This window comes from Coriobacteriaceae bacterium, from assembly GCA_025993015.1.
Taxonomy (GTDB): domain Bacteria; phylum Actinomycetota; class Coriobacteriia; order Coriobacteriales; family Coriobacteriaceae; genus Collinsella.
In genome coordinates, this window is record DAJPFV010000001.1 from 1983035 (window position 1) to 2009697 (window position 26663).

At 59.3% G+C, this 26663-nt stretch carries 23 protein-coding genes and 3 tRNA genes; 15 read left to right on the forward strand and 11 right to left on the reverse strand.

Annotation, left to right across the window (positions count from 1 at the left end):
* The first annotated feature begins 44 nt into the window (after positions 1 to 44).
* From OIL77_08455 to OIL77_08465, 3 genes are all read left to right on the forward strand, one after another.
* A tRNA-His gene (locus OIL77_08455) sits at positions 45 to 121 on the forward strand.
* Between the two features lie 22 nt (positions 122 to 143).
* Positions 144 to 219, forward strand: a tRNA-Lys gene (locus OIL77_08460).
* 43 nt (positions 220 to 262) lie between these two features.
* Positions 263 to 335 (forward strand) — tRNA-Lys (locus OIL77_08465).
* 287 nt (positions 336 to 622) lie between these two features.
* Here OIL77_08465 and OIL77_08470 read toward each other — a convergent pair.
* From OIL77_08470 to OIL77_08485, 4 genes are all read right to left on the reverse strand, one after another.
* Positions 623 to 1630 (reverse strand): virulence RhuM family protein, encoded by a 1008-nt coding sequence (locus OIL77_08470; GenBank protein ID HJI45431.1) that lies wholly within the window; start codon positions 1628 to 1630, stop codon positions 623 to 625.
* Between the two features lie 216 nt (positions 1631 to 1846).
* Complete coding sequence (locus OIL77_08475; protein HJI45432.1) at positions 1847 to 3373, reverse strand: FAD-binding protein; 1527 nt, start codon at positions 3371 to 3373, stop codon at positions 1847 to 1849.
* Between the two features lie 303 nt (positions 3374 to 3676).
* Positions 3677 to 4681 carry a GGGtGRT protein gene (locus OIL77_08480; GenBank protein HJI45433.1) on the reverse strand — a complete coding sequence of 335 codons (1005 nt, stop codon included), beginning with the start codon at positions 4679 to 4681 and terminating at the stop codon, positions 3677 to 3679.
* A gap of 18 nt (positions 4682 to 4699) precedes the next feature.
* Entirely contained in the window at positions 4700 to 5434 is a 735-nt protein-coding gene (locus OIL77_08485) for a hypothetical protein (GenBank protein ID HJI45434.1), read from the reverse strand.
* 403 nt (positions 5435 to 5837) lie between these two features.
* Here OIL77_08485 and OIL77_08490 point away from each other — a divergent pair, with 403 nt between their 5' ends.
* A complete protein-coding gene (locus OIL77_08490; GenBank protein HJI45435.1) occupies positions 5838 to 6638 on the forward strand; it encodes a transposase in 801 nt (266 codons plus the stop codon).
* 65 nt (positions 6639 to 6703) lie between these two features.
* Here OIL77_08490 and OIL77_08495 read toward each other — a convergent pair whose 3' ends face one another.
* The 5 genes from OIL77_08495 to sufC are packed head-to-tail and all read right to left on the reverse strand — an operon-like array spanning position 6704 to position 11949.
* Positions 6704 to 7138 carry an SUF system NifU family Fe-S cluster assembly protein gene (locus OIL77_08495; protein ID HJI45436.1) on the reverse strand — a complete coding sequence of 145 codons (435 nt, stop codon included), beginning with the start codon at positions 7136 to 7138 and terminating at the stop codon, positions 6704 to 6706.
* Positions 7131 to 8456: a SufS family cysteine desulfurase gene (locus tag OIL77_08500; protein HJI45437.1), complete on the reverse strand. Its 1326-nt coding sequence runs from the start codon at positions 8454 to 8456 to the stop codon at positions 7131 to 7133. The genes OIL77_08495 and OIL77_08500 overlap by 8 nt, the downstream gene beginning before the upstream one ends.
* The gene (locus OIL77_08505) at positions 8453 to 9724 is read right to left on the reverse strand and encodes a SufD family Fe-S cluster assembly protein (protein ID HJI45438.1); all 1272 of its coding nucleotides are present in this window, start codon (positions 9722 to 9724) and stop codon (positions 8453 to 8455) included. The genes OIL77_08500 and OIL77_08505 overlap by 4 nt, the downstream gene beginning before the upstream one ends.
* Entirely contained in the window at positions 9724 to 11136 is a 1413-nt protein-coding gene (gene sufB / locus OIL77_08510) for a Fe-S cluster assembly protein SufB (protein ID HJI45439.1), read from the reverse strand. Before sufB ends, OIL77_08505 begins: the two co-directional genes overlap by 1 nt.
* A 12-nt stretch (positions 11137 to 11148) precedes the next feature.
* Positions 11149 to 11949, reverse strand: coding sequence for a Fe-S cluster assembly ATPase SufC (gene sufC / locus OIL77_08515; GenBank protein ID HJI45440.1), 801 nt, complete (start codon positions 11947 to 11949; stop codon positions 11149 to 11151).
* A gap of 222 nt (positions 11950 to 12171) precedes the next feature.
* Here sufC and OIL77_08520 point away from each other — a divergent pair, with 222 nt between their 5' ends.
* From OIL77_08520 to OIL77_08545, 6 genes are all read left to right on the forward strand, one after another.
* Positions 12172 to 12603: an Rrf2 family transcriptional regulator gene (locus OIL77_08520; protein ID HJI45441.1), complete on the forward strand. Its 432-nt coding sequence runs from the start codon at positions 12172 to 12174 to the stop codon at positions 12601 to 12603.
* Positions 12604 to 12611: 8 nt separating this feature from the next.
* The gene (locus OIL77_08525) at positions 12612 to 12899 is read left to right on the forward strand and encodes a nucleotidyltransferase domain-containing protein (protein ID HJI45442.1); all 288 of its coding nucleotides are present in this window, start codon (positions 12612 to 12614) and stop codon (positions 12897 to 12899) included.
* A complete protein-coding gene (locus OIL77_08530; GenBank protein HJI45443.1) occupies positions 12886 to 13305 on the forward strand; it encodes an HI0074 family nucleotidyltransferase substrate-binding subunit in 420 nt (139 codons plus the stop codon). The genes OIL77_08525 and OIL77_08530 overlap by 14 nt, the downstream gene beginning before the upstream one ends.
* 128 nt (positions 13306 to 13433) lie before the next feature.
* A complete protein-coding gene (locus tag OIL77_08535; GenBank protein ID HJI45444.1) occupies positions 13434 to 13991 on the forward strand; it encodes a hypothetical protein in 558 nt (185 codons plus the stop codon).
* Positions 13988 to 15211: a hypothetical protein gene (locus tag OIL77_08540; GenBank protein ID HJI45445.1), complete on the forward strand. Its 1224-nt coding sequence runs from the start codon at positions 13988 to 13990 to the stop codon at positions 15209 to 15211. Before OIL77_08535 ends, OIL77_08540 begins: the two co-directional genes overlap by 4 nt.
* A gap of 202 nt (positions 15212 to 15413) precedes the next feature.
* Positions 15414 to 17210 carry an AAA family ATPase gene (locus OIL77_08545; protein HJI45446.1) on the forward strand — a complete coding sequence of 599 codons (1797 nt, stop codon included), beginning with the start codon at positions 15414 to 15416 and terminating at the stop codon, positions 17208 to 17210.
* A 24-nt stretch (positions 17211 to 17234) separates the two neighbouring features.
* Here OIL77_08545 and OIL77_08550 read toward each other — a convergent pair whose 3' ends face one another.
* Positions 17235 to 18254: a glycosyltransferase gene (locus tag OIL77_08550; GenBank protein ID HJI45447.1), complete on the reverse strand. Its 1020-nt coding sequence runs from the start codon at positions 18252 to 18254 to the stop codon at positions 17235 to 17237.
* Between the two features lie 170 nt (positions 18255 to 18424).
* On the reverse strand, positions 18425 to 19555 hold the full coding sequence (locus OIL77_08555) for an acyltransferase (GenBank protein ID HJI45448.1): 1131 nt from the start codon (positions 19553 to 19555) through the stop codon (positions 18425 to 18427).
* Positions 19556 to 19666: 111 nt separating this feature from the next.
* Here OIL77_08555 and OIL77_08560 point away from each other — a divergent pair, with 111 nt between their 5' ends.
* The 5 genes from OIL77_08560 to OIL77_08580 all read left to right on the forward strand — a co-directional run bounded on the left by OIL77_08560 (position 19667) and on the right by OIL77_08580 (position 26577).
* Complete coding sequence (locus tag OIL77_08560; GenBank protein HJI45449.1) at positions 19667 to 20770, forward strand: glycosyltransferase; 1104 nt, start codon at positions 19667 to 19669, stop codon at positions 20768 to 20770.
* A 6-nt stretch (positions 20771 to 20776) separates the two neighbouring features.
* Entirely contained in the window at positions 20777 to 21817 is a 1041-nt protein-coding gene (locus tag OIL77_08565; protein ID HJI45450.1) for a glycosyltransferase, read from the forward strand.
* Between the two features lie 74 nt (positions 21818 to 21891).
* On the forward strand, positions 21892 to 23010 hold the full coding sequence (locus OIL77_08570) for a glycosyltransferase (GenBank protein ID HJI45451.1): 1119 nt from the start codon (positions 21892 to 21894) through the stop codon (positions 23008 to 23010).
* Between the two features lie 12 nt (positions 23011 to 23022).
* On the forward strand, positions 23023 to 24090 hold the full coding sequence (locus tag OIL77_08575; protein HJI45452.1) for a glycosyltransferase: 1068 nt from the start codon (positions 23023 to 23025) through the stop codon (positions 24088 to 24090).
* Entirely contained in the window at positions 24091 to 26577 is a 2487-nt protein-coding gene (locus OIL77_08580) for a glycosyltransferase family 2 protein (GenBank protein HJI45453.1), read from the forward strand.
* Positions 26578 to 26663 lie beyond the last annotated feature (86 nt).

Here is a 26663-nt window from a genome sequence, read left to right on the forward strand (position 1 = left end):
GCGTTCCTTGCAATAATAGTCGAGCGCGAAGCGCACAGGACACGGTGGGTGTAGCTCAGTTGGCTAGAGCGACGGGTTGTGGTCCCGTAGGTCGAGGGTTCGAGTCCCTTTACCCACCCCAGTTCTTGCTTCGTGTTGATATCGGGTCGTTAGCTCAGTTGGTAGAGCAGGGGACTCTTAATCCCAAGGTCCAGGGTTCGACCCCCTGACGGCCCACCACACGATATCTCCTCTAAAGTCCGCCACAACGGACTTTAGCTTTGGGTCGTTAGCTCAGTTGGTAGAGCAGGGGACTCTTAATCCCAAGGTCCAGGGTTCGACCCCCTGACGGCCCACCCAAAGATTGTAAAAGCGACTGGCTTCGGCTGGTCGCTTTTTTGTTAACCCCGCATAGGGTCCAACCCGTCGGGGCGTGGAGCGCCGCAGCGTCTGTGCAGCGAAGTACGCTTGGACGGACGCAATCTTCGGTTTGCTTGCATTGCCGTTCTGCGTTTTAAAACAGCATACGTGCCGTGCCAGCTCATGATCCTTAGCGGCGCGGGTGGCGACACCGGCAGCTCCCATTTTCGTGACACCACGAAAATGGGAATCAACTGGCGTTTAGTTCCCTGCGTGCTTCAGACTACGCCTTCTCGTTCATATGTTTCACCATTAGTTCAAAGTCGTTCTCGTAGGTCTTGTCCTGGAGCTTTTGGAATTCGTGAAATCGCTCCTTGGCGATTTTGTCCGCCGTCTTCTTGTTGCGGTTGCCGAGGCCCTTGAGCACCTCGCGCCCGCTGAATGTCAGGAAGCCGTCGAGCAGGCGCTCGCAATCCTCCATGCTCGTAAGGACGTGCCGCTCGGCCCTGTCCTCGAGCGTGTCGAGCAACATCGTGACGAGGCGGTTCAGCTGTCTGATCTCGTCCTCTGACAGATAGTTCTTGGCCACGGTGACGTCCGAGGAGTGGATGCGGCCCTCGGGGCCTTCCTTCCACGACGTGAGTCCCATGTTGGGCTTGGATGGGTCGGAGCGCCCCTGGACGATCTCGGCCGCGGTATGTCCAGTAACGGCGTAGTGCATCTTGTTCTGGACCGCGGCGTAGAAGTTCTTGGCCATGGTCGAGTCCTTGTCGTAGTCGAAGCTGCATTCCTGGAAGATGTCGGTGATCTTGAGCCACACGCGGCGCTCGCTCGCGCGGATGTCGCGGATGCGGGCGAGCAGCTCGTCGAAGTAGTCTTTGCCGAAGGGCCGGCCGTTCTTGAGCATGTCGTCGTTGAGGACGAAGCCCTTGGTGATGTACTCCTTGAGGGTCGCCGTGGCCCATTGGCGGAATCGGGTTGCGCGCATCGAGTTCACTCGGTACCCGACAGCGATTACCGCATCGAGGTTGTAGTAAGTTTTCGGTCTGCCACCTTTGGAAGAGGTTTTTCCGGAAAAACCGGAAAAACTAGTTGAGCTGGCCTTTTGTAGTTCCCCGCTGGCGAAAATGTTAATGAGATGTTCGGAAATCGTCGAAACAGAGACATCGAACAGATCGGCCATCGCCCCCTGTGAGACCCAAAGGGTCTCATCCTTGTAGTAGACCTGGACCGGCACGTTTGCCCCCTCGGACTGGTACAGAATGATCTCGGCCTGAATGGGGTCTTCCATATCTCTTCCTCTCTGGTCGGTGGGTTACGCGTTATTCGCCTTCATCATGTGGTAACTACATGCCTAAAGAGGATACGCGACCGCGAGGACATAAAAGCGTCTATATCACGGATATGATGGCGTTTCTTTTCTAACACTATTTTGATGGCGTTAAAGTGCGCCGTTGGGCTCAATCATTATCGAGAAGTTGCGTTCTGCTCTAGGTAAGTGCTCGGCTTAGTCCGCTCGATAGTGCGATCCGAGGCTTTCGGTTCGCTTACGCATGGCTTTGACCATTTCGGTCGCCAGCCGAATCTGCGATTGCAGGCGGGCGAGGGCTGCGATTTCGCTATCTTGTGCGTCTGCCGTGCTCAGGGCTGAAGACTCGGACTTTAGGTCTTCAAGTTCTTGCGACGCTATGGATAGGCCCGCCTCGGTGCGGTTGATCATGCAGTGGGTGCTCATCGTGTGCTTGAGAGTGCGTGTCAGGCGCTCGGCGTCTGTTGCGGTGATGCCGCGCTGGGGGAGGGCGATATCCGTCTTCAAGGGCGTCTCAGGGGCGTCCTGCGCCGCCCGTGCCGCCGATGCGCCGGCGATGTGCCCAAAGACGATGCCGTTGGCACTCGACAGGCCGCCGATACGGTCGGCGCCGTGCATGCCGCCTGTCGCCTCGCCACAGGCGAAAAGGCCCTTAACGCCCGTGTACGCGGTCTTATCAATCTTGATGCCTCCGTTGGCTGCGTGGGCATACATCGCTACGCGCATCTCGTCGGTTGGGGCGATGCCGTGCTCGTCTTGCAGCCAGGTGGCAAAGGTCTGCACAAACTCGGGAACATCCTCGCGTGGGAAGTCGTAATGCAGCGCCAGACCCTCCGCGCCTGCCCGGTCGATAGCAAGGTCGATAGCACGAGAATCCAGACGCGAAGTGAAGGGGCCGTATCCGGAGCGCTGCTCAAGCAGGTCGCCCAGCTTGTCGTCAGCAATATCGACCGGCTGATCTAACTTGACGTAGCGCCAAGTCTTCTCGTTAAAGACAAGGTTGCGCTTGGGCTCGATGAAGCCGGGCATCATCTGCATGAACTCTATATTAGTAAGGGAGGCGCTGTGCGCCAGGGCGATGGCCTGCGAGGAGCTGAGTACATCGGTCGAAGTGAGGCTGCGCTCGAACAGCCCACCCGTGCCGCCGGCGGCAATGACCGTTGCCTTGGCAGCGATGGATACGAGGCGTTCGCTCGTGCGGTTATAGAGCACGGCTCCGGAGATTCTGTCGTTTGCGCCCTCGATAAGGTCGATAAGCTCATGGCGGGGGAGCAGACGGATGCCAAGTGACTCAATCTGGGCTGTCAGGGCGTCCTCAAGGGGCTTGCGGGTGAGACCGCGCCACATACGCGTCTTGTGGTCAAAGCAGGGGATAAACTGCTTTTGCTGGGCGCTCTCGGCGCTTTGCGGACGCTGAAGCTCAACACCCAGGTCCTCCTCGAGCCATTGAATAGCCTGAGGAATGCCGTGGACAAAGGTCTGGACGAGCTCGGGGTCGGCGACGCCACCGCCGATGGCCTGGATGGTGTCGATGAGATCCTGCTCATCTTTTGCGTCGATGGGCCCGATAAGGCCGAGGCCCCAGGTGCCCGGGAAGAAGCTCGATCCGCTCATAGTCTTGCCGGCGCTCGCCACGGTGACTGTTGCACCCGCGCGTGCCGCCTCGATGGCAGCGCAAAGGCCTGCAATGCCAGATCCAATTACCAGTACATCAGTCGATTCCATCGGATTCCTTTCTCGTCCGGCGCATTGTCGCACGAGCGCTCGCCAAAGGCACCGGAAAGATTCCGTTAATCGGTAAAGGGCTGATATCGCAGGTGGGCGTCGCGGACACTTAGACGCTCCATCGCATCCCCTCAATAAGTTGCGGTGGAATATGGACTGTTTTGGCTTGTATAGGGGCTAATAAGTCCGTATTTCATCGCAACTGATATATCGACATTAGCTACCCTCTGGAATAAAAAAGAGCCGCTATCCGGGTGGATAGCGGCTCGTAAGCTCAACTATATGAGCATCGCGCGGGCGCGATTAGGCCTTGAGGGCCTCCTCGACGGCGACAGCGCAGGCGACGGTGGCACCGACCATGGGGTTGTTGCCCATGCCGATGAGACCCATCATGTCGACGTGCGCAGGCACGGAGGAAGAACCGGCGAACTGGGCGTCGGAGTGCATACGGCCCATGGTGTCGGTCATGCCGTAAGAGGCGGGGCCGGCGCCCATGTTGTCCGGGTGCAGGGTACGGCCAGTGCCGCCACCAGAAGCGACGGAGAAGTACTTCTTGCCAGCCTCGATGCGCTCCTTCTTGTAGGTGCCAGCGACGGGGTGCTGGAAGCGCGTGGGGTTGGTGGAGTTACCGGTGATCGAGATGTCGACGTTCTCGTGCCACATGATGGCAACGCCCTCGCGGACGTCGTCGGAGCCGTAGCAGTTAACGGCAGCGCGGGGACCATCGGAGTAGGGGATGGTCTCGACGACCTTGAGCTCGCCCGTGTAGTAGTCGAACTGGGTCTTCACATAGGTGAAGCCGTTGATGCGGGCGATGATCTGAGCAGCGTCCTTGCCCAGACCGTTGAGGATGACGCGCAGCGGCTTCTTACGAGCCTTGTTGGCGTTCAGAGCCAGGCCGATAGCGCCCTCAGCGGCAGCGAAGGACTCGTGGCCGGCCAGGAAGGCGAAGCACTCGGTGTCGTCGGAGAGCAACATAGCGCCCAGGTTGCCGTGGCCCAGACCGACCTTGCGGTCCTCGGCGACGGAGCCGGGAACGGTGAAGGCTTGGATGCCCTCGCCGATGATGGCGGCAGCCTCAGAAGCGGACTTGGCGCCACGCTTGACAGCGAGAGCGCAGCCGAGGGTGTAGGCCCACTCAGCGTTCTGGAAGGCGATGGACTGGGTGTTGTTGACGATCTCACGCGGGTTGAAGCCCTTGTCGGTGCAGATCTGCAGAGCTTCCTCGAGGGAGGCGATGCCGTTGTCGGCGAGGCACTTGTTGATCTTGTCAGCGCGGCGCTCGTAACCTTCGAACGTAACAGTCATAGTTATTTCCCTCCCTTTCTACTCGTGAACCGGGAACACGCTGGCGACGGAGTGAGTCTCCTCGTCGGTGCGCGGGTCGATGTACTTGGCAGCGTTCTCCCACTGACCATAGTGGCCCATAGCGCCAGCGATGGCCTCCTCGGGGGTCTTGCCGGCCTTGACGGCGTCGGTGAACTTGCCGAGGTTCAGGAACTCGAACGCGATGATCTCGTTCTTGTCGTTGAGAGCCATGCGGGTGACGTAGCCCTGAGCGAGCTCGAGGTAACGAGCGCCCTTGGCCTTGGTGCCGAACATGGTGCCGACCTGAGAGCGAAGGCCCTTGCCGAGGTCGTCGAGGGAGGCGCCCACGGGCAGGCCGCCCTCGGAGAACGCGGTCTGGCTGCGGCCGTAAACGATCTGCAGGAAGATCTCGCGCATAGCAACGTTGATGGCGTCGCAGACGAGGTCGGTGTTGAGGGCCTCGAGGATGGTCTTACCGGGAAGGATCTCGGAAGCCATGGCGGCAGAGTGGGTCATGCCCGAGCAGCCGATGGTCTCAACGAGGGCCTCCTCGATGATGCCGTCCTTGACGTTCAGCGTGAGCTTGCAGGCGCCCTGCTGAGGTGCGCACCAACCCACACCGTGCGTAAGACCGGAGATGTCGGAAATCTCCTTAGCCTGGACCCACTTGCCCTCCTCGGGGATGGGTGCGGGGCCGTGGTATGCACCCTTGGCAACGGGGCACATGTTCTCCACTTCCTGTGAGTACTGCATGCCTCTCCTCTCTATCGTGTTGGCGTCCCGTCTGGGGGTCGTGGCTGGCGATTGCCGGGCGACCCTTCGAAAGGGACATGACATGCAACCCCTATAATACCGCGAAATGCACGGAATATTCGGCGAACGGCTCAGTTTTCGTAGCGAGAAGTCCGGAAGTTTTAATTGAAACGGTTTAGCGCTATGTTCTGTAGTCGCGAACTTCCGTAGAGGGGGTCCGTCTTGGGCAAGCTTTTGGTCGGCTTTTGTAAGTGTTGCAGGGGTTGACCTGTTGCAACGGTGCCGTTCGCCGCCTGTTTGCTGCCTTTGGCCGCGCGAGTGCATTGTTTTGCGTGAATGTTTTGATGGCACGCTTCAATCGTGCTGTATTGGATGGCAAGCAGATCCCGGCGAAGGGAGCGCTATGCAGCGCGTTTGGAGAACGGTTACCGGCTTTTACCATGTCTGTGCTCGCGGTGCGGGCAAGCAGCTCATCTTTGAGGGCGATGAAGACCGGTGGGAGTTTTTGGAGCTGATGCGCGAGTGCTGCCGCGAGGAGGGCGTGACGGTTATCGCCTGGTGCCTTATGGGCAATCACGTGCATTTGGTGCTTGCAGATTACGAGGACAGGATGAGCGCGGCGATGCACCGGCTGCTTTTGACGTACGCGCGGCGGTTCAATAAACGCACGGGTCGCACGGGCCATCTGTTCCAGAACCGTTTTGACCGGCGTTCGCTCGATACCGACCGTTATCTAATGGCTGCCATTCGCTATGTTCACGCTAATCCGCAGGAGGCGGGTATCGCCCTGATCGAGCGTTATCCCTGGAGCAGCTTTGCCGAGTATCTGAGAGCGTATGACAACGATACGACGAGGGGATTTTCGGACCCTTCTTGTGTGCTCGAGCTCTTTGAGTCTGCCAAGGGGTTTCTGGATTATTCTCTGTCGATGCCCGATGGTTCCGATCCGGTGATTCACGATATGGATGAGACGGAGTGGGAGCGGCGTGCGTTTGCCGACAAGATGGCGAAGCGCCTGGGTGTGCCGCTCAACGAACTCAAGACCGTAGCACCCGCGCGGCGAGACGGAATCATTTTCGCCCTGCACGATGTCGGCTACACGGTGCGCGAGATCGAACGGTATACGGGAATCAGCAAGAGTACCGTCTCTCGTATCGTGCGCGCTTATGCGCGGGTGAAGGCTCAGGCTGAGGGCTCGGAATAGAAAATGGCCGAACCACTCTTGTCAAGCGATTCAGCCAACATAATTCTTAAGATTTGGGACAAATACTACTGATTATTTTGTCCCGTGAGCATGCCGTCGAGGGTGCGCCAGGCGAGCTCGGCGCATTTGACGCGGGCGGGCATGTGCGAGATGTCCTGGAGCTGGGCGGCTTCGTCTAGGTCTTCCAGGTCTTCCTCGGAGAGCTGCTCGCCGCGGATCATGGCGAGGAAGAGTCCCGCCAAGCGACGTGCCTCCTCGACGGTCTCGCCGGTGATGAGGTCGGCCATGATGTCGGCGCTGGCCTGGCTGATGGCGCAGCCATGACCGGTAAAGGAGGCCTCCTCGATCACGCCCTTCTCGACACGCAGCTGCAAGGTGAGCTCGTCGCCACAGCTGGGGTTGATGCCGTCGTGCTCGTGCGTGGGGGCATCCATCTCGTACTTATAGTCGGGGTGCGAGTTGTGCTCCATAAACGTGGTGGAGGTGTATAGATTACCCATTGAACGTGCTCCAAACGTGATGCAGACCGGCGATGAACTTGTCGATGTCGGCCTTGTCGTTGTAGAAGGCCACGCTGGCGCGGCAGCAGGCAAGGTTCTCGACGCCCAGCCAGGTGAGCAGCGGCTGCGCGCAGTGGTGGCCGGCGCGGATGCAGACGCCGTCCATGTCCATGATGCTCGCGACGTCGTGCGGATGGATGCCCTTGACGTTAAAGCTCACAACGCCGTGGTGGTTGTCCCAATAGATGGAGCCGATGATCTGGACAAAGTCGAGCTGCATGAGTTCGCCCATCAGATAGTGGACGAGTGCCTGCTCGCGGGCCTGGATGTTCTCGTAACCCACCGTGTTGACCAGGTAATCAAGGGCGGCGCCCGTGGCGAAGATGCCGGCGGCGTCCTGCGTGCCGGCCTCGAACTTCTCGGGGACGGGCGCCCAGACGGCGTCCTGCTCGGTGACAGAGTCGATCATCTCGCCACCGGTGAGCATGGGCGGCATGGCGTTTAGCAGGTCCATCTTGCCCCACAGCACGCCGATGCCCATGGGGCCCATGGCCTTGTGTGCGCTAAAGGCAAAGAAGTCGGCTTCCAGGTCGGCCACATCGACCGGCATGTGCGGCAGCGACTGCGCGCCGTCGACGACCAGATAGCCGCCGTACTTGTGGACGAGCTTGCCGAGGTTCTTGACCGGGTTCTCGACGCCCAGCACGTTAGAAACCTGACCCACGGCCAGAATCTTGGTCTTGGGACCAACCTTGGCAAGAACCTCCTCGGTGGTGAGCTGGCCGGTCTTGGTGGGGTAGAGGTAGACGAGCTTGGCGCCGGTCTCGCGGCAGACCTGCTGCCACGGAATCAGGTTGGAGTGGTGCTCCATGATGGTGATGACGACCTCGTCGCCCGGTTCGAGCACTGTGGGCGCAAAGCTCTTGGCGACCAGGTTGAGCGACTCGCTCGTGTTGCGGGTGAAGACGATCTCGTTGGCCTGTGATGCGCCGATGAGGTCGGCGATCTGTTGGCGGACCTTCGCGATGGCGTCGGTGGCCTCGACGGACAGCGAGTACAGGCCGCGCAGAGGGTTGGCGTTCATGCGCTGGTAGAAGTCGCGCTCGGCGTCGAGCACACAGGCAGGGCGCTGCGCGGTGGCGGCGCTATCGAGGAAGGCGATCTCGGGGTGCTGCTGGAACAGCGGGAACTGGCCCTTGTAGGGGTTGGTCTCGATGTCCACGGTGGGCCAGCCGCGCGAGGCCTCGTCGCTGGCGTCGAGCTCCATGGGCTCGGGGGCAGTACAGGTGTCGCATTTAACGTGCTCGGTGTCGATCATGCGAGCTCCTCTTCAAAGTTGTCGATCAGGTTGTTTCCCAGGCGGACGACGGCTGCGCGGGTGCGCTCGTCGGTGGCGGAAAGCGCGGCGTCCTCCAGCTTGGCGCGGATGAACAGGTCCTCGGCGGCGTTTTGGTCAAGGCCGCGGCAGGCGAGGTAGAACAGCTGCTCGTCGCGGACGTGACCGATGGTGGCGCCGTGGTTGCCGGCGACGTCGTCCTCGTCGCAGAGAATGACGGGAACGGTCTTGTTGTCGACGCCCTTGTTGGCCAAAAGCACCGTCTCGCGCTCGGTGCCGGTTGCACCCTTGCAGCCGTGCACGAGGTCGATGGTGCCGCGGTAGACCTTCTTGGACGTGCCGGTCAGCACGCCGTTGGCGTCGATCTCGCACTCGGTCTTGCGACCGCGGTGGCGCAGCTCGTAGTTAAAGTCGCGCACCTGCTCGCGGGCGCCCAAGTAATCAGTATCGATGGTGACCTTGGCGGTATCGCCCAGCAGGTCGCCGGCAAGGCCGGTGGCGCTGGCGCCGGCACCCAGAACGGTGTGCTGCACGTTGACGCGCGCGCCCTCGTCCAGGAACAGGCCGGTGTCGTCGAGCGCGATCCAGCTATCGTCGAGCGTCTGCGTGCAGGTCACGTTGACGGTGGCGTACTCGTGGGCGCACACGCGTAGCACGGAGCCCACGACGCCTTGGCCGGCAACGGGGGAGTCTAGGGCAATAAGCAGATCGAGCGTCGACTGGGGACGGGCGACGACGTCGATGGCGGCGATGGCTGCGGCGGCATCGACACCGCTCACGCGCACGGTAACCGTGGCGTGCTTGTATGCGGGCACATCGATGACGATGCGCTTGGTGGCGTGCTCGGCCAAGTAGGCGTAGGCAGCCTCGCCCATGCCGGTCTCGAAGGCTTCAGCAGGGGAGAGCTCCTCTTCGAGCTTGATGGCGCCGGCCTGGTAGACGGAGGTGGCGGGCACGTCGAGCTCGGTCTCGGGCGTGATGCGGGCGCGGTCGGCTGCATCACCGGGGGCGGAGGCGCGGCGCTCGGGGAAGCGCTCGGCCATGGCGTCCATGGCGGCTTCGAACGCGTCTGCCACACCAGTAAACTGCTCGTCCAAGCCCTCGACCTCAACGGCCTCGGTGGGAGCGGCGGCAAGCTCGTTAGAGAGTTCGAGCTTGGTCTGGTTCATCTTGAGCCAACCCCAAGTGGCAGCCGGCATCGCATTGACCTGCTCAAGGGTGGTAGCAGCGGTGTTGGTGGTCTGTTTCATTATCCGATCGCTCCTTCCATCTCGAGCTTGATCAGGTTGTTCATCTCGACGGCATACTCCAACGGCAGCTCCTTGGAGACCGGGTTGGCAAAGCCGTTGACGATCATGGTGCGGGCCTCTTCCTCCGAGATGCCGCGGCTCATCAGGTAGAACACCTTGTCGTCGCCGATGCGGCCGATGGTGGCCTCGTGGCCGATGTCGACGTTCTTGGCGCGGATGTCCATGGCCGGGATGGTGTCGGATCGGCTCTGGTCGTCGAGCATGAGCGACTGGCAGCTCACGGTTGCCTTGGAGCCCTCGGCCTTGGGCGTGGCCACGATGGAGCTGCGGAACGTCTGGATGCCGCCGCTCTTGGAGATACCCTTGGTCTCGACCGTTGCCGAGGTCTCAGGCGCGTTGAGCACGACCTTGCAGCCGGTGTCGAGGTTCTGACCGGCGCCGGCAAAGGTGATGCCGGTAAAGCTCGAGCGGGCGCGGCGGCCATTGAGCACGCTCATGGGGTAGAGGTAGCCCACGTGGCTGCCGAAGGAGCCGCTGATCCACTCGATGTCGCCGTCCTCGTCCACGCGCGCACGCTTGGTGTTGAGGTTGTACATGTTCTTGGACCAGTTCTCGATGGTCGAGTAGCGCAGGTGCGCACGCTTGCCCACAAAGAGCTCGACGGCGCCGGCGTGGAGGTTTGCCACGTTGTACTTGGGCGCGGAGCAACCCTCGATAAAGTGCAGGTCGGCATCGTCCTCGACGATGATGAGCGTGTGCTCAAACTGACCGGCGCCCTTGGCGTTGAGACGGAAGTAGCTCTGCAGCGGAAAATCGAGCTTGGTGCCCTTGGGCACGTAGACAAACGAGCCGCCCGACCACACGGCGCCGTGCAGGGCCGCAAACTTGTGGTCGGTGGGCGGGATGAGCGTCATAAACTTCTCGTGGATGAGCGGCTCCCACTGCGGGTCGTGCAGGGCCTCCTCGATGCCGGAGTAGACGATGCCCATCTTGGAGGCGGTGTCCTGCATGTTGTGGTAGACGAGCTCGGAGTCGTACTGCGCGCCGACGCCCGCCAGGTAGCTGCGCTCGGCCTCGGGGATACCTAGGCGCTCAAAGGTGTTCTTGATGTCGTCGGGCACCGACTCCCAGTCGTGCTTTTGGTCGGTGTTGGGCTTGACGTAGGTGACGATGTTGTCCATGTCCAGGCCCTCGATGGAGGGGCCCCACGTCGGATCCGGGAAGCGGTTGAAGATTTCGAGGGACTTTAAGCGCAGGTCGAGCATCCACTGCGGCTCGTCCTTTTTGGCGCTGATCTCGCGCACGATGTCGGGCGTGATGCCGGCGTCGAGGCGCTCGAATCCCTCCTCGCCATAGGTGAAGTCGTAGAGGCTGCGGTCGATGTCCGCGACCTCGGTGCGGTTCTTGGTCATTGCGTCGCCCCTTTACGCCTGCTGCTCGGCAGCGGCGGCCTCGGCCTGGGCGCGCTGCTCGGCGGCCTCGCGCTCGAAGGTCTCAAAACCGTTCTTGTCGATCCAGGGGATGAGCGAGGCGTCGTCCTCGCGCACGATGTGGCCCTTGACCATAACGTGGACGCGGTCGACATCCAGGTGCTCCAAGATGCGCGTGTTGTGTGTGATGATGAGCATGGAGCCGTCGCAGCTCTTGCGGTAGGCGTCCATGCCGTGGCTGACGGTGGACAGGGCGTCGACGTCTAGGCCCGAGTCGGTCTCGTCGAGGATGGCGAGCTTGGGCTGCAGCAACAGGAGCTGGAGCATCTCGACCTTCTTCTTCTCGCCGCCCGAGAAGCCCACGCCCAGCTCGCGGTTGAGGTAGGCGGTATCCATGTTGAGCTCTGCCGCGAGCTCCTTGACGCGACGGCGGAACTCCTTGCCCTTCATCTCCGGGCCGGGGCGGCCGGCGATGCTGGCGCGCAAAAAGCTCGACAGCGGCACGCCCGGAATCTCGACCGGGGCCTGGAAGCTCAGGAACAGGCCGGCGCGCGAGCGCTTGTCGGTGGTGAGTTCAGTGATGTCCTGGCCGTCAAAGACGATGCGGCCGTCGTTGACCGTGTAAACGGGGTCGCCCATGACCAGGTGGCCGAGGGTGGACTTGCCGGCGCCGTTGGGTCCCATCAGAACGTGGGTCTCGCCGGCGGCGACGTTGAGGTTGACGTTGTGGAGGATGGTCTTCTCGTCCACGGAGGCGGTCAGACCTTCGATGGAAAGCAGCGGATTTGCGCTCATGCTGTCCCTCTCTGTATATGGTGTACTCATAGGTGTACTAAACCCTAGGAATCTTCTCGGAATAAAGTTACTATGGGTTCGGCGTTAGTCAAGGGAAAACCCGACTAATCCACTCGACTTTTTAGATGTGGGACATAATAATCAGGCTTGTTTGCCCCGCGTGCATAAGATTTGGGACAAACAAGCCTGGTATTTTGTCTCGGCTACGATGAGAGGGTAGGTATGCTCATTTCTTCTAAGGGCCGCTATGCCCTTCGTCTGATGATCTATATCGCAGCGCTTGGTGACGCCGAGGGCAAGATTGCCCTTCGCGAGGTCGCTGACCGCGAGCATATTTCACAAAAGTATTTGGAGCAGCTGGTTCGTCCGCTCATGAAGGCGGGCCTGCTTAGGAGCGTGCGCGGTAAGGGCGGCGGCTACATGATGGCGAAGGACCCGGCCGAGGTGCGCGCCGGCGACATCCTGCGTGCCGTCGAGGGCAGCACGGCTCCGGTGGCGTGCGATGGCATCGACAACAGCTGCACCCGCAGCGATTTGTGCTCGACCGTCAAGTTCTGGCGCGGTTTGGACGACGTGATCGAAAAGTACGTCGACGGCGTGACGTTGGCCGACCTGGCCGCCGTCCCCGAAATCAACTTTGACATTAAGCTGTAGGGGTGCAAATGGCATCTCTCGACAAGGTGTACAAGCAAATCGAAGTTTTTGCTCGGGAATGTGACGCCGAGAAGGTCGTGTTGTTTGGTTCTCGTGCTCGAGGCGACAACTTGCCCAAGAGCGATATTGACATCGCCGTAGCAGGTTGCCGGGATTTCGGCCGTTTCTCATATTTGATCGAGGAACATCTTGATACTCTTTTAGATGTAGATGTCGTCAATCTCGACGAGTCCCTCTCGCAGCAATTGCTCGATGAGATTGCCAGGGATGGTGTGATTCTGTATGAAAAAATATGAGAACTTTGTTAGCGCCTTGGCGAATCTTGAGGATGCGCCCAATCAGGATCTCAACAATGATTTTGTTCAGAGTGGATTGATTAATAAGTTCAATCTTCAATTTGAACTGAGCTGGAAGCTCCTTAAGCGTCTGCTCGAGTATGAGGGCGCCACGCTTGCCGCGTCGGGGTCTCCTCGTGCCATCGTGAAGGAGTCGTACCGATTCTACGACTTTATTGATGAGGCGGCCTGGCTAGACATGCTCAGAGACCGCAATACGAACGTCCATATCTACGACAACAAGCTCGCTCAAGATTTGATTCAGCGCATCTTGAACGTCTATATCCCCGCTTTCTGTCAGTTGAGGGACGGGCTGATGGAGCGATACGGCGAGCTTCTGATGGCGCCCGACGACCAGTTTGTTTAATTCCTTAAGATTTCGCGGAGGGTTGTTGCCGTTTACCGAGGGGTTGTTGTGCAACAACGGGCGAGCTGCAATACTTATTTTTATCTTTGCAAACTGAACTTTAACTACACCAATGCAGGGAGGATCTTATGCAGCCCAAGCATTCTGCTATTGTCGCGGGCCTGACGTTGGCGCTTTCGTTTGGCGCCGTTTCCGCGCCGGCACCCGCCGCTGCCGAGGAGCCCACGCCGGGCGTTGCCTCGGATGCCACCGATATCGATAAGGGTCTCTACACCCAGCAGTCCTTCTCAGGCGTGCTGAGGTCGGTCCAGGGCGTTTCGTTTGTCAACGTGACTCCCGAGATGAAGTACTTTACCAAGTACGAGAGCCATGGTAACTACAACCAGGGCTTTTCGTACGGTGACGGCTATAACGCGTTGGGCTATTACCAGTTCGACCGCCGCTGGTCGCTCATTCCGTTTATGAAGCAGGTCTACAACTACAGCCCCGAAAAATACAGCATGCTCAAGGATGCGATTGATCGCGGCAGCGAGATTTCCAACACGAGCAATGCCATGTACGAGAACGGTCAGCTCACCGAGTTGGGCCGTATTGCGCAGGAGGCCTTCCAGGGTGCTTACAACACCGATCCTGTTGAGTTTCAGCACTTCAAGATGCTTATGCGTACAACTCGTACTATGCGGTGACCGAGGCGTGGCTCAAGAGCGGCCTGGGTATTGATATTTCGGGCCGCGCCGACTGCGTCAAGGGCATGGTATGGAGCATTACCAACATGTGCGGCACTGGTGGCTGCAGGGACTTTTTCCGCTGGGCGAATCTTTCCAACGATATGTCCGACCGCGAGTTTGTGACGGCGCTCTCCAACAGCGTGGTCAATAACGTGGCGACCAAGTATTCGAGCCAGCCCCAGTATCATGAGGGCTGGAAGAACCGCTACCGCAACGAGCTAAAGGACTGCTTGGTTTATATCGCTGAGGACGAGGCAGCCGCTGCGACGCCCGTGCAGCCCGAGCCTACGCCGGCGCCCTCGCCGACACCTGATTCGAATGACGACTCGAGTGACGATGCCAACGATGACAGGATGGATGCGCCCTCGACCGATGCTGACGGTAATGGCTCTGCTGGTGGCACTACCAACGACGGCTTTACCTCGAACGGCTCCGATTCGAACGGCTCTGCTGCGGGCGATTCGTCTTCAAGCTCTGCCGGCAATACGGACAGCGACGCTTCTGGTTCGACCGACGCTGGCACCTCTAACTCATCCACCGGCTCGAGCGATTCGTCCGTTGACACCGGCTCTAACAACGGCTCCGGCTCTGACGCAACCCCTGATTCCGACGCTTCCAAGGACGACTCGAATAAGGCGCCGGACGCTCCCGTTGCTTCGCCGGACAAGAAGCCTTCTTTCTCCGTGCAGCTTGGTTCTACGCTGGGCTCTTCGCTGATGGCTGGCGTCAATAATGGCTCGACCCAGAACAAGGACAATTCTGATCAGGTTTCCACGGAAAAGACCGAGGCCGCAAAGGGCGACTCCAAGGACAAGGCTTCCGAGAAGACCGAATCTGATAAGGGTTCTAGCTCTGAGGAGAAGGACGACAAATCCGCTCAGAAGAAGGACGAGAGCAAGACCGAGGGCGAAAAGAAACAGCCCGAAGACGACGACAAGAGCGGTGCTGACAACCAGGTCCAAGAGCAAAATGACTCCAAGACGGTGACCACTACAACCACGACGACTACAACGACCAAGTCATCTGGCGGTAACATGCCCAAGACGGGCGACCTTATCGTTATGGCGAGCCTTGCCAGTGCAAGCTTGGCCACACTGGGCGCTACGTCTATCGTAAGTGGTAAGCATAAGCTCGATCAGCAGAAGAAAGCTTCTGGGGAGGACGGCTCGGAGGAGTAGCCTCTTGGTTGCTAGATAACTAAAGAGTTGGGACGGGGTCCGGTGCGAATGCGTCGGGCCCCGTTTTGTTGTGCAACGATTAGTTGTGCCCCCTCACGCCTCTTGTTGCTACCGTTGCCCGATATGTTTGCGCGGCGTCATCGGTACATGCGATGCGGTCATTACAATTGGCATCGTGCTGCGATTTAGGGGGAACGCTTTGGTGTCTGAACAGGCAAATGTTGATTGTGCTGCTGGCTTTGGCGTGCGCTTGATCGGCTGTGCCGACGATGCGGTTTTGCCCATTGGCATGCACGACTATGCGGAGGCCCTTGGTTGCTGCATGCTGGTTGACAAGACCATGTTTATTGCTGATGTGTTGGACTGCGACGCGTCCGTTGTGGTGTGCTGTCGACCCGAGGGTTTTGGCAAGAGCATGAACTTGTCGATGCTCAGGGCTTTTCTGGAGCGTCCGGCGGTCGGTCGCGCCGGTCGGATCTCGTTTGCCGATGCTCAGATTTGGGATGCGAACGGCGGGCGCTATCGGGATGAGTATGCTTGCTATCCGGTGATATCGCTGGACTTTTCTGGCGCTGCGAGGTGTGGCCCCGCTGTTGCCGGCGTCGTGCGCGATGCCCTTTCGGGCGAGTGCGCTCGCTTGTTGGCGCTCTTGGAGGCTCCGGATTTAGCTCGAGATAAGGTGCGTCACATCGAACGTGTCGCGCGTGGCGTGGCGAGCGCGGACGAGGTTGACTCGGTGCTCGGTGTGCTCATAGAGCTGCTGGAGATTGCCTGCGATGAGCAGGTTGTATTGCTCGTTGATGGGTACGATGCGGCGTGGTCTCGCCGTGCGAGCGCGAGGGACGCTTCCGACGCCGATCCGGCAGAACTACTTGACCGTGTGTTGTTCGACGCCATTGCCACTGCGCGTGATTCGTTGCGGCTGACGTGTCTGATGGGGGAGCGTCCCAGTCCTGCCGAAGTGGCGCTTTCTTCGCGCGGCTGCTCGTATTGTCTGACGACGCCGCTGTCGGCGTGGTGTGACCGATGTTTCGGTTTTTCGGATGCCGAGGTCGAGGCTCTATTGAATCATACTGGACGCGAGGAATACCTGGATGATGCGCGTGAATGGCTCGAGGGATATCGGTTTGGTAGGGCCTATTGCTCGAGTCCAGCGCGTGTGATCGGTTTTCTGGACCGAGGCTGCACGGCGCCTGTGCGCGCCGATCTGTATGGGTATGCGGATTGCCTGAGTAGGGTAGTTGCCGGGTGGAATCTCGACCGCCTTTCGGTCTTGTTTGATTTGCTCGAGGCCCATGGGTGCGCTGAGGTCCCGCTTTGTTTGGGCACTGCAGAGCCAGATGTCTCGCCTGACGATGGCATGTGGACAGCGCTGTATCTGTCTGGTTTTCTCACGACGGATATGACTGAGGAGCCAGAGCGTGGCGATCGCCTCCGTGCCTTGCGATTGCCCAATAAAGAGCTTCGCCGGGCCTTGCGTCTAGTGATTGTTGAGTGGTTTGAGTGCGCTGCCGAAGACATTCGAGACGTCGATGCGTTTCGCGACGGGCTGTGCCGTGGGAACGAGGATACCGTGAGGCGGGCGCTAAGCCGCATCCCGGGGGATGCGGGTATCGGTGAGACCGACCCAGATAAGCCGCTGCCATATCATCTGCTCTTGCAGGGGCTCTGCTTTGGCTTGCCAGGCTATGCCAATCCTGCTTCGAGGCGAAAGTGTGGCGCGGGTCGCTGGGACATCCAGGTTTTTCCTACGGGCTCTGTGTTCGACGTAGCTGACACGATCGGCATGCTGGACGAGCGCCCGCTTATAACGATCAATATGATGTATGACCCCGATGTGGATGCGCTGGGGTTGGAATTGCTGGCCGTGCAGTCGCTACTCGACATAGAGCGCGACGGCATCGACGAAATCCGTGTACCACGCCCCGGCGTGGGTCGCATGCGCTGGGGGTTCGGTTTTGATGGGCAGCATGTGGCTACGGTGTGCCAGCGGCTTTAAGCGCCGAGGTGTTTCCGGCTTCCGTTACTCGGCGTCCTTCAGGGGCGGCATGGGCTTCCAGTTGGGGTCCTTAACGATCTTGCGGGCGTCCTTCATGCCACGGCGCAGCGCCGGAATACCGGTCTTAAAGCATTTGTCGACTGCTGCCAGACGAATGAACTCCTTGCAGAAGGTCGCGGCATTGCCCAGACGGAACAGCACGGGGTGGTAGTCGCCGTAGATCTGCATGTAGCGTGCCAGATAACCGCGGTTGCGCATGATGTAGTAGCGGTTGGTGTCGCTCGTGGAGTTGAGCTGTCGTTTGCCGGCGATGTCCCAGTTGGAGACGGCGCGGGCGCGCTTGAGCACCACGTCGGCGACCACGGCGGCGGGGAAGTGCTGGCTGGCCACGTAGCCGTAGCAGGCATCGTCGCCGTAGATAAAGAAGCGCGCATCGGGCAGGCCAATCTTGTCGACCACGCGGCGCGAGAACATGCCGCCCTCAAAGCACAGCTGGTTCATGGCGCGGTAGCCCTCGGGGCCCAAGTCCCACTTGGCGACAGGGTTGGGAATGCCGAGCGAAAGGATGAGTTGGTATTGCCAAAAGAAGGCGCCGCCGTCAAAGTCCAGGCGCGAACCCTGGATAACATCGTAGCGGTCGGTCCACTTGGCAAGACGCTCGATGCCTTCGGGGATGACGAGCACGTCGTCGTCCATCACCCAGAACCACTGGGCGCCCAGGTCGTAGGCGCATTTGGTGCCGGCGGAGAAGCCACCTGCACCGCCGCCGTTTTCGAGCTGCGGGGCGTAGATGACGCGGTCGGTGCCGCCCTGCGCGTCGGGCTGCTCGGTGTCGATGCCCCACAGGTTGGCCAGGCGCTCGTTAAATGCGGCGCACATGGCCTCGGTCTCGCGCGAATTCTCGTTATCGACAATCACGATGCGCCAGGGCGTTGCCGTGAGCTCGGTCATGGAGTCGAACAAGTTGGCCAGAAGTTCCTGGCGCTTGTACGTAACGACGACGATGGCGAGCTTGTCGATGGGGGCGGGAAGGGTTGAAGGCATGGGGCAATATATCCTTTCACGCGCGGCGGGCGAGTGCTGCGCGGAAGCTATCGAATACGTCCTTGAGACTGTCCTATTGTAAAGGCTCGGCGCACCTTGACGGCAAGCTTTGAATAAAACGCAGGAACCTGTCACGGCTGTAGCGGCTTTAGCGTCTGACGGCAGCGTGTCTATTGCCGCTTGGGCTTGCGAGCGATAAGGCTTCTAGCTGCGTCGATGGTGAGAAGCGTCAGGGCAAAGACGATGCTAATGACGGTACCCGTGACGATACATATAACTGCCGGGCTGTTTTGGCTGACCAGTATGTTTGCGAGCAACGTATTGAAGACGGGACGCCACAGGCTACTGGTGAGCGACTGCATCACATAGAAACCGAGCGTGGCGGTCGAAAGGGTGACGATGACGCCTGCGGCTCGTGGATTGTCCGAGGCGCTGCGTCGGGTAGCCGCAAAGAGCAGGGAGGTGGCAGCGAGGACAAACGAGATCAACGAGGTCGATTTGTAGGAGAGGGCTGCCATTGCTGTGAGGTTGCCGGTGAAGGAGAGTTCGCCTTCCAGGATGGTGGTGAGCACCAAAACCGCTGCGAGCGACCGCATGCCTAAGGCGCCCGCCCTGTCCGAATCCATGACATCGGTAATGTCGCGGAGCAGCCCGCCGATCAAAAATGCGACTACGTACGTGGTAGCGCTCATGGACTTCTGGAGCCAAGAAAACTCGCCGGCGCTTGTCGCACTCATGGCGGCTAAATACCCGTTAACAACAAATGCGAGGATTCCAACGACGATGACCGCTGCCGTGTAGCTCCTCTTAGAGAGTCGACTCTTGGCCAGGCCAAACAATGGCGCCATGCAGACCGTGGCAGCGTAGACCCAGATAAACTCGAGCCCCAGGGTGTACCAATAGTGCGTGGCAAGGGAAACGTCGGGAATGGGGAAGACGACCGTGGACCATGCGAGCGCCGCCAGACAGTAAAACGCGGTTGGAAAGACAACCTTGCCAAGACGCTGCACCGTCCGCTGCATCTGCGACGTCCAGGTCGCCCCTTCATTCCAAGCCCGCGTGGCCGAGGCGATGAGAAAATACCCCGAGATCATAAAGAAGACTTCGTTGGCCCAGCAGCCCAGCAAGTTAATAAAACCGAGGATGCCGGAATAGGGGAAGACGGCAAGTGGTGCATATTCCGGCATGCCGGCGCAGACTGCCTGGAAGGCCCACTGAAAGGTATGGAACACTGCGATTCCGGCGACCGCGACGAGGCGCAGCGCTTCGATGGATATATTACGTGCGGCTTTGGGCTGCATGTCTTCCTTTCGTCTCTGGGTGCTCCATGGGCTCCATAGATTATATAAACGCCCGTCGGCGTGCCGACCCTTTGATACCATGAAACGACAGGTATTTCCTAAGGAGCACATTTGTCTACTAACGCCTCTGGCAGCCCTGTTCTGTCGCTGCTTATCCCCATCTATAACGTTCAGCGCTATCTGCGTGAGTGCCTCGATTCCGCCGTGGCGCAGACGCTCAAGGACATCGAGATCATCTGCATCAACGACGGTTCGACCGATAACTCGCCGGATATCATCCGCGAGTACATGGAGCGCGACGCACGTGTGAAGATGATCGATAAGGCCAACAGCGGCTACGGCGACTCGATGAACCGCGGCCTGGAGATGGCGCGCGGCGAGTATGTGGGCATTCTAGAGTCCGATGACTTTATGGCGCCCGACGCGCTGGAGAAGCTCGTGTCGGCAGCCGAGGGCTGCAACGCCGACTTTGCGAAGGCTAACTTTGACTTTTACTGGTCCAAACCCGAGGAGCGCCGCTCGCTGCACGAGATGTTTAGACCTCAGGACTGCGGCAAGCCGGTGCACCCAAGCGATACGACACAGTTCTTTAAGCAAAAGCCCTCGATTTGGTCGGCTGTGTACCGTCGCGATTTTCTTGAGCGCAACGGCATCAAGTTCTTGCCGACTCCGGGAGCATCCTTTCAGGACACGTCGTTTGCCTTTAAGGTGATTGCCTGCGCCGACAAGGCCGTTTACCTGCACGATGCCGTGCTTTCGTATCGTCAGGACAACGAGAACTCCTCGGTCAATTCTTCGGCTAAGGTCTTTTGCGTCAATACCGAGTATGCCGAGATTGAGCGTTGGATTCGTGAGGATTATGCCCGCGACCACGTAAGCGGCGATGTCGCGCGCATGCTCAAGTTCAATCAGCTCATTAAGTACGATTCGTACATGTGGAACTACGTGCGCCTGGCGCCTAAGTTCTATAAGGAGTTCCTGGTTCAGATGGCCAAGGAGTTCCAAGCGGCCTTGGACGCCGGGGACTTTTCGCTTGACGACCTCAAGCCGTGGAAGCGCGCGAATCTCGCTGCCATCCTCAAAGATCCTGAGGGCTGGGTTGACGAGCATCCGAGTTTTGCGACGGATGGTGCCTTGGGGCGTGCTAAGTATTACGCCTCGGTTGGAGGTCCAGGCGTGGTCGCCGCCTTCCTCTTCGAATCGCTGAGGGGGTAGGTCGGCATGGGAGAGGCCTCGTGTCCTAAAGCTACCATTGTCGTTCCCGTTTACAACTCTGCGCGCTCCATTCAGCGATGCCTCGATTCGCTGCTGGCCCAGTCCGAGCGCTCGATTCAGGTTGTCTGCGTCAACGACGGTTCGACTGATGATTCGTTGAACGTGTTGCACCTGATCGCGCAGGCCGACGATCGCGTACTGGTGATTGACCAGGAAAACGCGGGCGTCTCGTGCGCTCGAAATGCCGGTATCGATGCCGCCGAGGGCGAGACCGTCTTCTTTGTGGACGCTGACGATTACATTGATGCCCAGACGGTCGAGCGCGTGCTGCATGCCATGGAGTCTGCAGATGCCGAGGCCGCCGTCTTTGGCGGCGTCTGTGAACCTGCCGATGCTGCCCCCAAACGCGTCCAGCAACTCATGAGCCCCAAAGCTGGTACCTTCGGCGCCCGTGATCCCCAACTGCTGTTCCATTCGAATGCGCAGCCCTATGCCTGCCGTGCGGCTTTTTCGTGCGAGCTGCTCAATCGCGAAGGCATTCGCTTCGCCCCCGGTTTGGCTTTGGGCGAGGACGTCGTCTTCCAATTTGCGGCTTATGCGCTTGCCCGCAGGACCGTCGTCATACCGGACAAGTTCTACCACTACGTGATGGAGAGCGAATCGGCGACGCACGAGTTCAACAGTGCCGAGGCTCGTGCCAAAAAGCTTGACGCCCACATGAGGATGCTCGAGGAGGTCTTGGAGGACTGGGCGGCCTACGGTCTTTTAGACCTGTGTCCCGGCGAGCTGATAACTTGGATTTTGGACCTAATTGTGTTCGACCTGGCGCGTTTGGATGCCGATGACTTCCATCGCGTGGCGGCTCGCGTCAACATGGACCTCGCGACGTTTTTGGGAACGGCGTGGGCGGATGTGCCTGCTAAGGGCGCCGTTCGCCGTGTTGCCCACAAGCTCGTTGCGGCGACCTCGGGCGTTTCGATGGCAGACGCCACGCTGTTCTATCTTTCGACTCGCGGTCTCAAAGCCTGCCTGGAGCGCTTTATCTAATTCCAAGCGCTGCCGCCCGCCGCAACTCGGCTGCTAAAATAACCCTGTTACACGCTATTCAACAGGAGGTTCTCTTGCAGAACTCTGATAACCCTAAAGTTTCGCTGCTTGTCCCTATCTGCAATGTCGAACGCTACCTGCGCGAGTGCCTCGATTCCGCCGTGGCTCAGACGCTCAAGGACATCGAGATCATCTGCATCAACGACGGTTCTACCGATAGTTCGCCAGATATCATCCGCGAGTACATGGAGCGCGACCCCCGTGTAAAGATGATCGACAAGGCCAACAGCGGCTACGGCGACTCGATGAACCGCGGCCTGGAGATGGCGCGCGGCGAGTACGTGGGCATCCTTGAGTCCGACGACTTTATGTTTGAGGATTCGCTCCAAAAGCTGGTCGCCAAGGCCGATGCTGAGCATGCCGATGTCGTTAAGGGCGACTTTTACCTGTATTGGTCCACGCCCAGCGAGCGCCGTGAGCTGTTTGGAATTATCGACGAGCATATGACGGGCGCCGCGTATCGCCCCGTCGATCGCCCGGGGATCTTCTACCGCAAGCCTTCCATTTGGTCTGCCATCTATCGGCGCGAGTTTCTCAACGCCAATCAGATTCGCTTTCTCCCCACGCCGGGTGCCTCGTATCAGGACGCAGGCTTTAACTTTAAGGTTTGGGCTTGCGCCGAGCGTGCCGCGTTTATTGCGGACCCCATTTTGTGCTATCGCCAGGATAACGAGAAGAGCTCCGTTAATTCGCCCAACAAGGTGTTTTGCGTGTGCGACGAATATGCCGAGATGCAACGTTTTTTGGACGAGCGTCCCGAGCTCAAGGCTCAGCTCCAGGGCATTTTAATGCGCATGAAGGTCGATACGTACCGTTGGAATGATGAGCGCCTGGTCGATGAGCTGCGTGAGCAGTTTTGGAAGAAAGCCTCGTCCGAGCTCAAGGCCGATTGGGATGCCGGTCGCTTTGACCTGTCGCTGTTTGATCCGCGTGGCGAGACCGACTTGCGTCTGATGGTCAAGTCGCCCCGCGCCTATATCGATTCGCGCTTTGACTTTAAGAAGCCGGGCAAGCTCAATACGTTTAAGCATTACTTTAAGATTGGCGGCCTGTCGCTGGTCTGGCGCGTGCTGACGTATCAGCGCACCTACGGCGACAACCCGCACCCCGATGACGTTCCGGCCGCACAGTAGGAGCGAGTGACTATGGCTAACCCCAAGATTTCCGTTGTCGTTCCCATCTATAAAGTGGAGGAGTGCCTGGCCTGGTGCCTGGACTCCCTGCTTGCGCAGGACATGCCCGATTGGGAGGGCGTGCTGGTCAACGATGGCTCGCCGGATGGCTCGCGCGATATTGCGGCCGCCTATTGCGAAAAAGACGCGCGCTTCACGCTGGTCGATAAGCCCAATGGCGGCCTGTCGAGTGCGCGTAATGCAGGCATCGCTGCGTCCACGGCGCCTATCGTCGCGTTTTTGGATTCCGACGACCGCTTTACGCCCGATGCATGCCGCGTGATCGTCGATGCCTTTGAGCGCGAGCGCTGTGATGTTTTGACCTTTGGTGCGAATCCGTATCCGCTGGAGGCGGGGTATCCGTGGCTTAACTATGTGCTGAGCCCGCGCGATGTGTCGTTTGAAGGCTATAGCTCCGACCTACTGTTTAAGGAAGCATCTCGCCCCTTTGCATGGCGCACCGCCTGCAAGCGTGAGTTTTTGCTGGGTAACGGGATCGTGTTCGACGAAACCGTTAAGTATGGCGAGGACCAGGTCTTCGATTTTGCCGTGTACGGTCGCTCGCGCAAGACCGCGCTTATTTCGAACAAGCTGTATGACTACCGCGTGGCGCGCAAGGGTTCGCTCATGGACACCATGCGCTACGACGACGAGACGCGCCTGCTGGAGCACGTGAAGATTTACTCCGCGGTGCTGGCTGACTGGCAGCGCGACGGTCTCGATGTCCAGCATGCCGAGGACCTGGCGTACTTCCTATGCGATCTGGTGCTGTACGATGCGCTCAGGTTGCTGGGTTCGGACTGCGGCAAGGTGTTTGCTGCCGTTGCCACAGCGCTTGCCGGTTCTGCTGTGGGTAGCGATGCTGCGCTTGCACAATGTGCCCCGTCTGTTGCCGCTATGGTGCGCGCGGCGCTTACCAGTAAGGCCCCCAATGCCCGTGCGTGCAAAAAGCTCATGTTCGATTACGACGTCTTGAGGTTTGGGCGTCTGGGTGCCTGCAAGCGCATGGCGGCGAACGCCCTGGGAAAGCGAGAAGTGTAGATGAGTATCAAGCGTTTGGCACTTTGCCGCAGTCAGGGCCGTCTGTTTGTGCTGCTTCGTTTTGCCGGTCAGGATGTCGCTGCGCTTATTGAGCAGGAGGGTTCTCAAGCGTTTGCCCATGCGACGACGAGCGGTTCTTGTGTGCCGTCGCTGGTGCTCCCGGTCGATCATGGCCGTGTGCTGGCGCTTTGCCCTTCCGTTTCCGATTACGAGCGCGAGCTCGCTGTCTTGGTGCTTCCGTTTTTGGATGACTCGTCGATGGATGTCGTTTTTGCATCCGATGGCCAAAGGTTGGGCTCCATTCGCCTTGATAGCCGCGTGGCCAAGCTGGAATCCAAGATTAACTACAAAGCAAAGCCTTCGCTGTGCGCGCTTATCCGCGATGCGCAGCGTGGCGAATGCTGCGGTCGCTACGAGATCGATGCCATTCGCTATTTGCCGGCAGACGCCGGCGCGGTGTGGCGCTATGAGGTTACCTGGGCTGGAGACCCCCAGTGCGCACCTGAGCTCCAGATCTTTGATACGCATATGAATGCCATCGATGTCACCGTGCATGTGTTTGAATCGCAGGTCGATGTTCCCCAGCGCAACGGTTGCCGCGTCAATAAAACGTATCTGAGTGTTGAGATGCCTCAGAATATACGAGATTTTGTCGCGATCGTGAACGATCCCACAGAGCGGATCCAAAGCGGGTTTTGCGCCATGGATGGTCGCCTGTACAACGGCATGTTCGATGACAGCTGGAACCGCATGAAGGACGCGCGTGCAGACGACGCAGCTTATCGACGTTGGTTTGAGCAACATCGCGCAAAGCCGGGCGATTTGGCGTGCCAGCGTGTCGCTTCGGCGGCCTTTGCCTATAGACCGCTCGTGAGCATTGTGGTGCCGTGCTACAAGACTGATCGGGTCTACCTGCGCGAGCTGCTGGACTCGGTGCTAGCCCAGAGCTATGACAACTGGGAATTGCTGCTTATGGACGCCTCGCCCGAATGGGATGCGGTGGCCAATCTTGCGGCTGCCGCCAATGACGAGCGGGTTTGTCGTATTCAGCTGCCTGGCAACGGCGGCATTGTGGTCAACACCAACGCAGGTATTGAGCAAGCGATGGGCGACTACATCGCGTTCTTGGACCACGATGACATTCTGGAGCCGGACGCGTTATTCCAGTATGTTTCCGCGCTGAATAAGGCGGCCGAGGGCGAGCGCCCCCAGGTCCTATTCTGCGACGAGGACATGTTCCAGAAAACGGGGGAGTGGGGCCAGCCGGTCTTTAAGACCAAGCTCAACGTCGACCTGCTCTATAGCCATAACTGCGTAACGCATTTCCTGATGGTAGAGAAGGCACTTATCGATCGCATTGGCATGTCTCCGGAAGATGTTGCGGGCGCCCAGGACTACGACTTGACGCTTCGCTGCCTTGCAGCCGGCGCGCGCTTTGAGCACGTTGCGCATGTGCTGTATCACTGGCGCGTGCATCCGGGATCGACCGCCGACGGTTCTGCCGATAGTAAGCCGTATGCTATTGAAGCCGGGCGCCTTGCGCTTCAGCGCCACTTTAACGCGCTGGGCATTTGCGGAACGGTCGAGGAGACCGAGACGCCGTTTGTCTACCGCATGCGCTATGCGCTGCCGGAGTCTGCGCCGCTGGTGAGCATTGTGATCCCCACCAAGGACCACGTTGAGACGCTCGATGCCTGTGTGATGTCGATCGCCCAGAAGGCCACGTATACAAACTACGAGATCGTCTTGGTGGAGAACAACAGCGAAGCCCCGGAGACGTTTGCGTATTACGAAACCCTGCCGGAGCGCGTGATCGCTGCGTCTGACGGTAGGGGTAGCGCACGTGTTGTGTACTGGCCGGGCGAGTTTAATTATTCGAAAATCATTAACTTTGGCGTTGAGCATGCTGGGGGCGACTACCTGCTGCTGCTCAACAACGATACCGAGGTCATAAGCGCTGGCTTTATTGAAGAGATGATGGGCTATCTGCAGCGTTCCGATACGGGCGTGGTGGGCGCCAAACTCTACTTTGCCGATCATCTGGTGCAGCACGCTGGCATTGTGGTTGGCGTGCGCGGCGCACTTGCCCATGCCAACCAGGACTTTTCGGCTAAGCGCGAGGGCTATCTTGCCCGTGCCGTGCGCCCGGGCAACTTCAGCGCCGTAACGGGTGCCTGCCAGATGGTCCGACGCGACGTATTTGAGCTGGTCGGCGGCTACAACGAGGAATTCGCTGTCGGCTTTAACGACGCTGACTTTTGCCTGTGCGTATGGGAGGCGGGCTACCGCACCATCTATACGCCCTATGCCGAGCTGTACCACTACGAGTTCACCTCGCGCGGCAGGGAAGAGGCCAACGAGGAAAAGCTGCGCCGCTGGAAGCGCGAGCAGGCCCTGTTTATGCAGCGCTGGCCTGAGTTCTTCCTCGATGGCGATCCGTGGTTGGGACCAAACCTATCTGCCGAGAGTGAGTATTTCTCGGTCTAAGGCAATGGGTTTAGGAAGTCCTGAACTTTCTTTCGCTATGAGCTTGGAAGAAAGCAATGGTGGACTACTAACTAAGTCATATTACG

Coding starts and splice junctions, on each gene's coding strand:
- OIL77_08470 (HJI45431.1), bottom strand. CDS start 1,630: ATGGAAGACCCCATTCAGGCCGAGATCATTCTGTACCAGTCCGAGGGG.
- OIL77_08475 (HJI45432.1), bottom strand. CDS start 3,373: ATGGAATCGACTGATGTACTGGTAATTGGATCTGGCATTGCAGGCCTT.
- OIL77_08480 (HJI45433.1), bottom strand. CDS start 4,681: ATGACTGTTACGTTCGAAGGTTACGAGCGCCGCGCTGACAAGATCAAC.
- OIL77_08485 (HJI45434.1), bottom strand. CDS start 5,434: ATGCAGTACTCACAGGAAGTGGAGAACATGTGCCCCGTTGCCAAGGGT.
- OIL77_08490 (HJI45435.1), top strand. CDS start 5,838: ATGCAGCGCGTTTGGAGAACGGTTACCGGCTTTTACCATGTCTGTGCT.
- OIL77_08495 (HJI45436.1), bottom strand. CDS start 7,138: ATGGGTAATCTATACACCTCCACCACGTTTATGGAGCACAACTCGCAC.
- OIL77_08500 (HJI45437.1), bottom strand. CDS start 8,456: ATGATCGACACCGAGCACGTTAAATGCGACACCTGTACTGCCCCCGAG.
- OIL77_08505 (HJI45438.1), bottom strand. CDS start 9,724: ATGAAACAGACCACCAACACCGCTGCTACCACCCTTGAGCAGGTCAAT.
- sufB (HJI45439.1), bottom strand. CDS start 11,136: ATGACCAAGAACCGCACCGAGGTCGCGGACATCGACCGCAGCCTCTAC.
- sufC (HJI45440.1), bottom strand. CDS start 11,949: ATGAGCGCAAATCCGCTGCTTTCCATCGAAGGTCTGACCGCCTCCGTG.
- OIL77_08520 (HJI45441.1), top strand. CDS start 12,172: ATGCTCATTTCTTCTAAGGGCCGCTATGCCCTTCGTCTGATGATCTAT.
- OIL77_08525 (HJI45442.1), top strand. CDS start 12,612: ATGGCATCTCTCGACAAGGTGTACAAGCAAATCGAAGTTTTTGCTCGG.
- OIL77_08530 (HJI45443.1), top strand. CDS start 12,886: ATGAAAAAATATGAGAACTTTGTTAGCGCCTTGGCGAATCTTGAGGAT.
- OIL77_08535 (HJI45444.1), top strand. CDS start 13,434: ATGCAGCCCAAGCATTCTGCTATTGTCGCGGGCCTGACGTTGGCGCTT.
- OIL77_08550 (HJI45447.1), bottom strand. CDS start 18,254: ATGCCTTCAACCCTTCCCGCCCCCATCGACAAGCTCGCCATCGTCGTC.
- OIL77_08555 (HJI45448.1), bottom strand. CDS start 19,555: ATGCAGCCCAAAGCCGCACGTAATATATCCATCGAAGCGCTGCGCCTC.
- OIL77_08565 (HJI45450.1), top strand. CDS start 20,777: ATGGGAGAGGCCTCGTGTCCTAAAGCTACCATTGTCGTTCCCGTTTAC.
- OIL77_08575 (HJI45452.1), top strand. CDS start 23,023: ATGGCTAACCCCAAGATTTCCGTTGTCGTTCCCATCTATAAAGTGGAG.
- OIL77_08580 (HJI45453.1), top strand. CDS start 24,091: ATGAGTATCAAGCGTTTGGCACTTTGCCGCAGTCAGGGCCGTCTGTTT.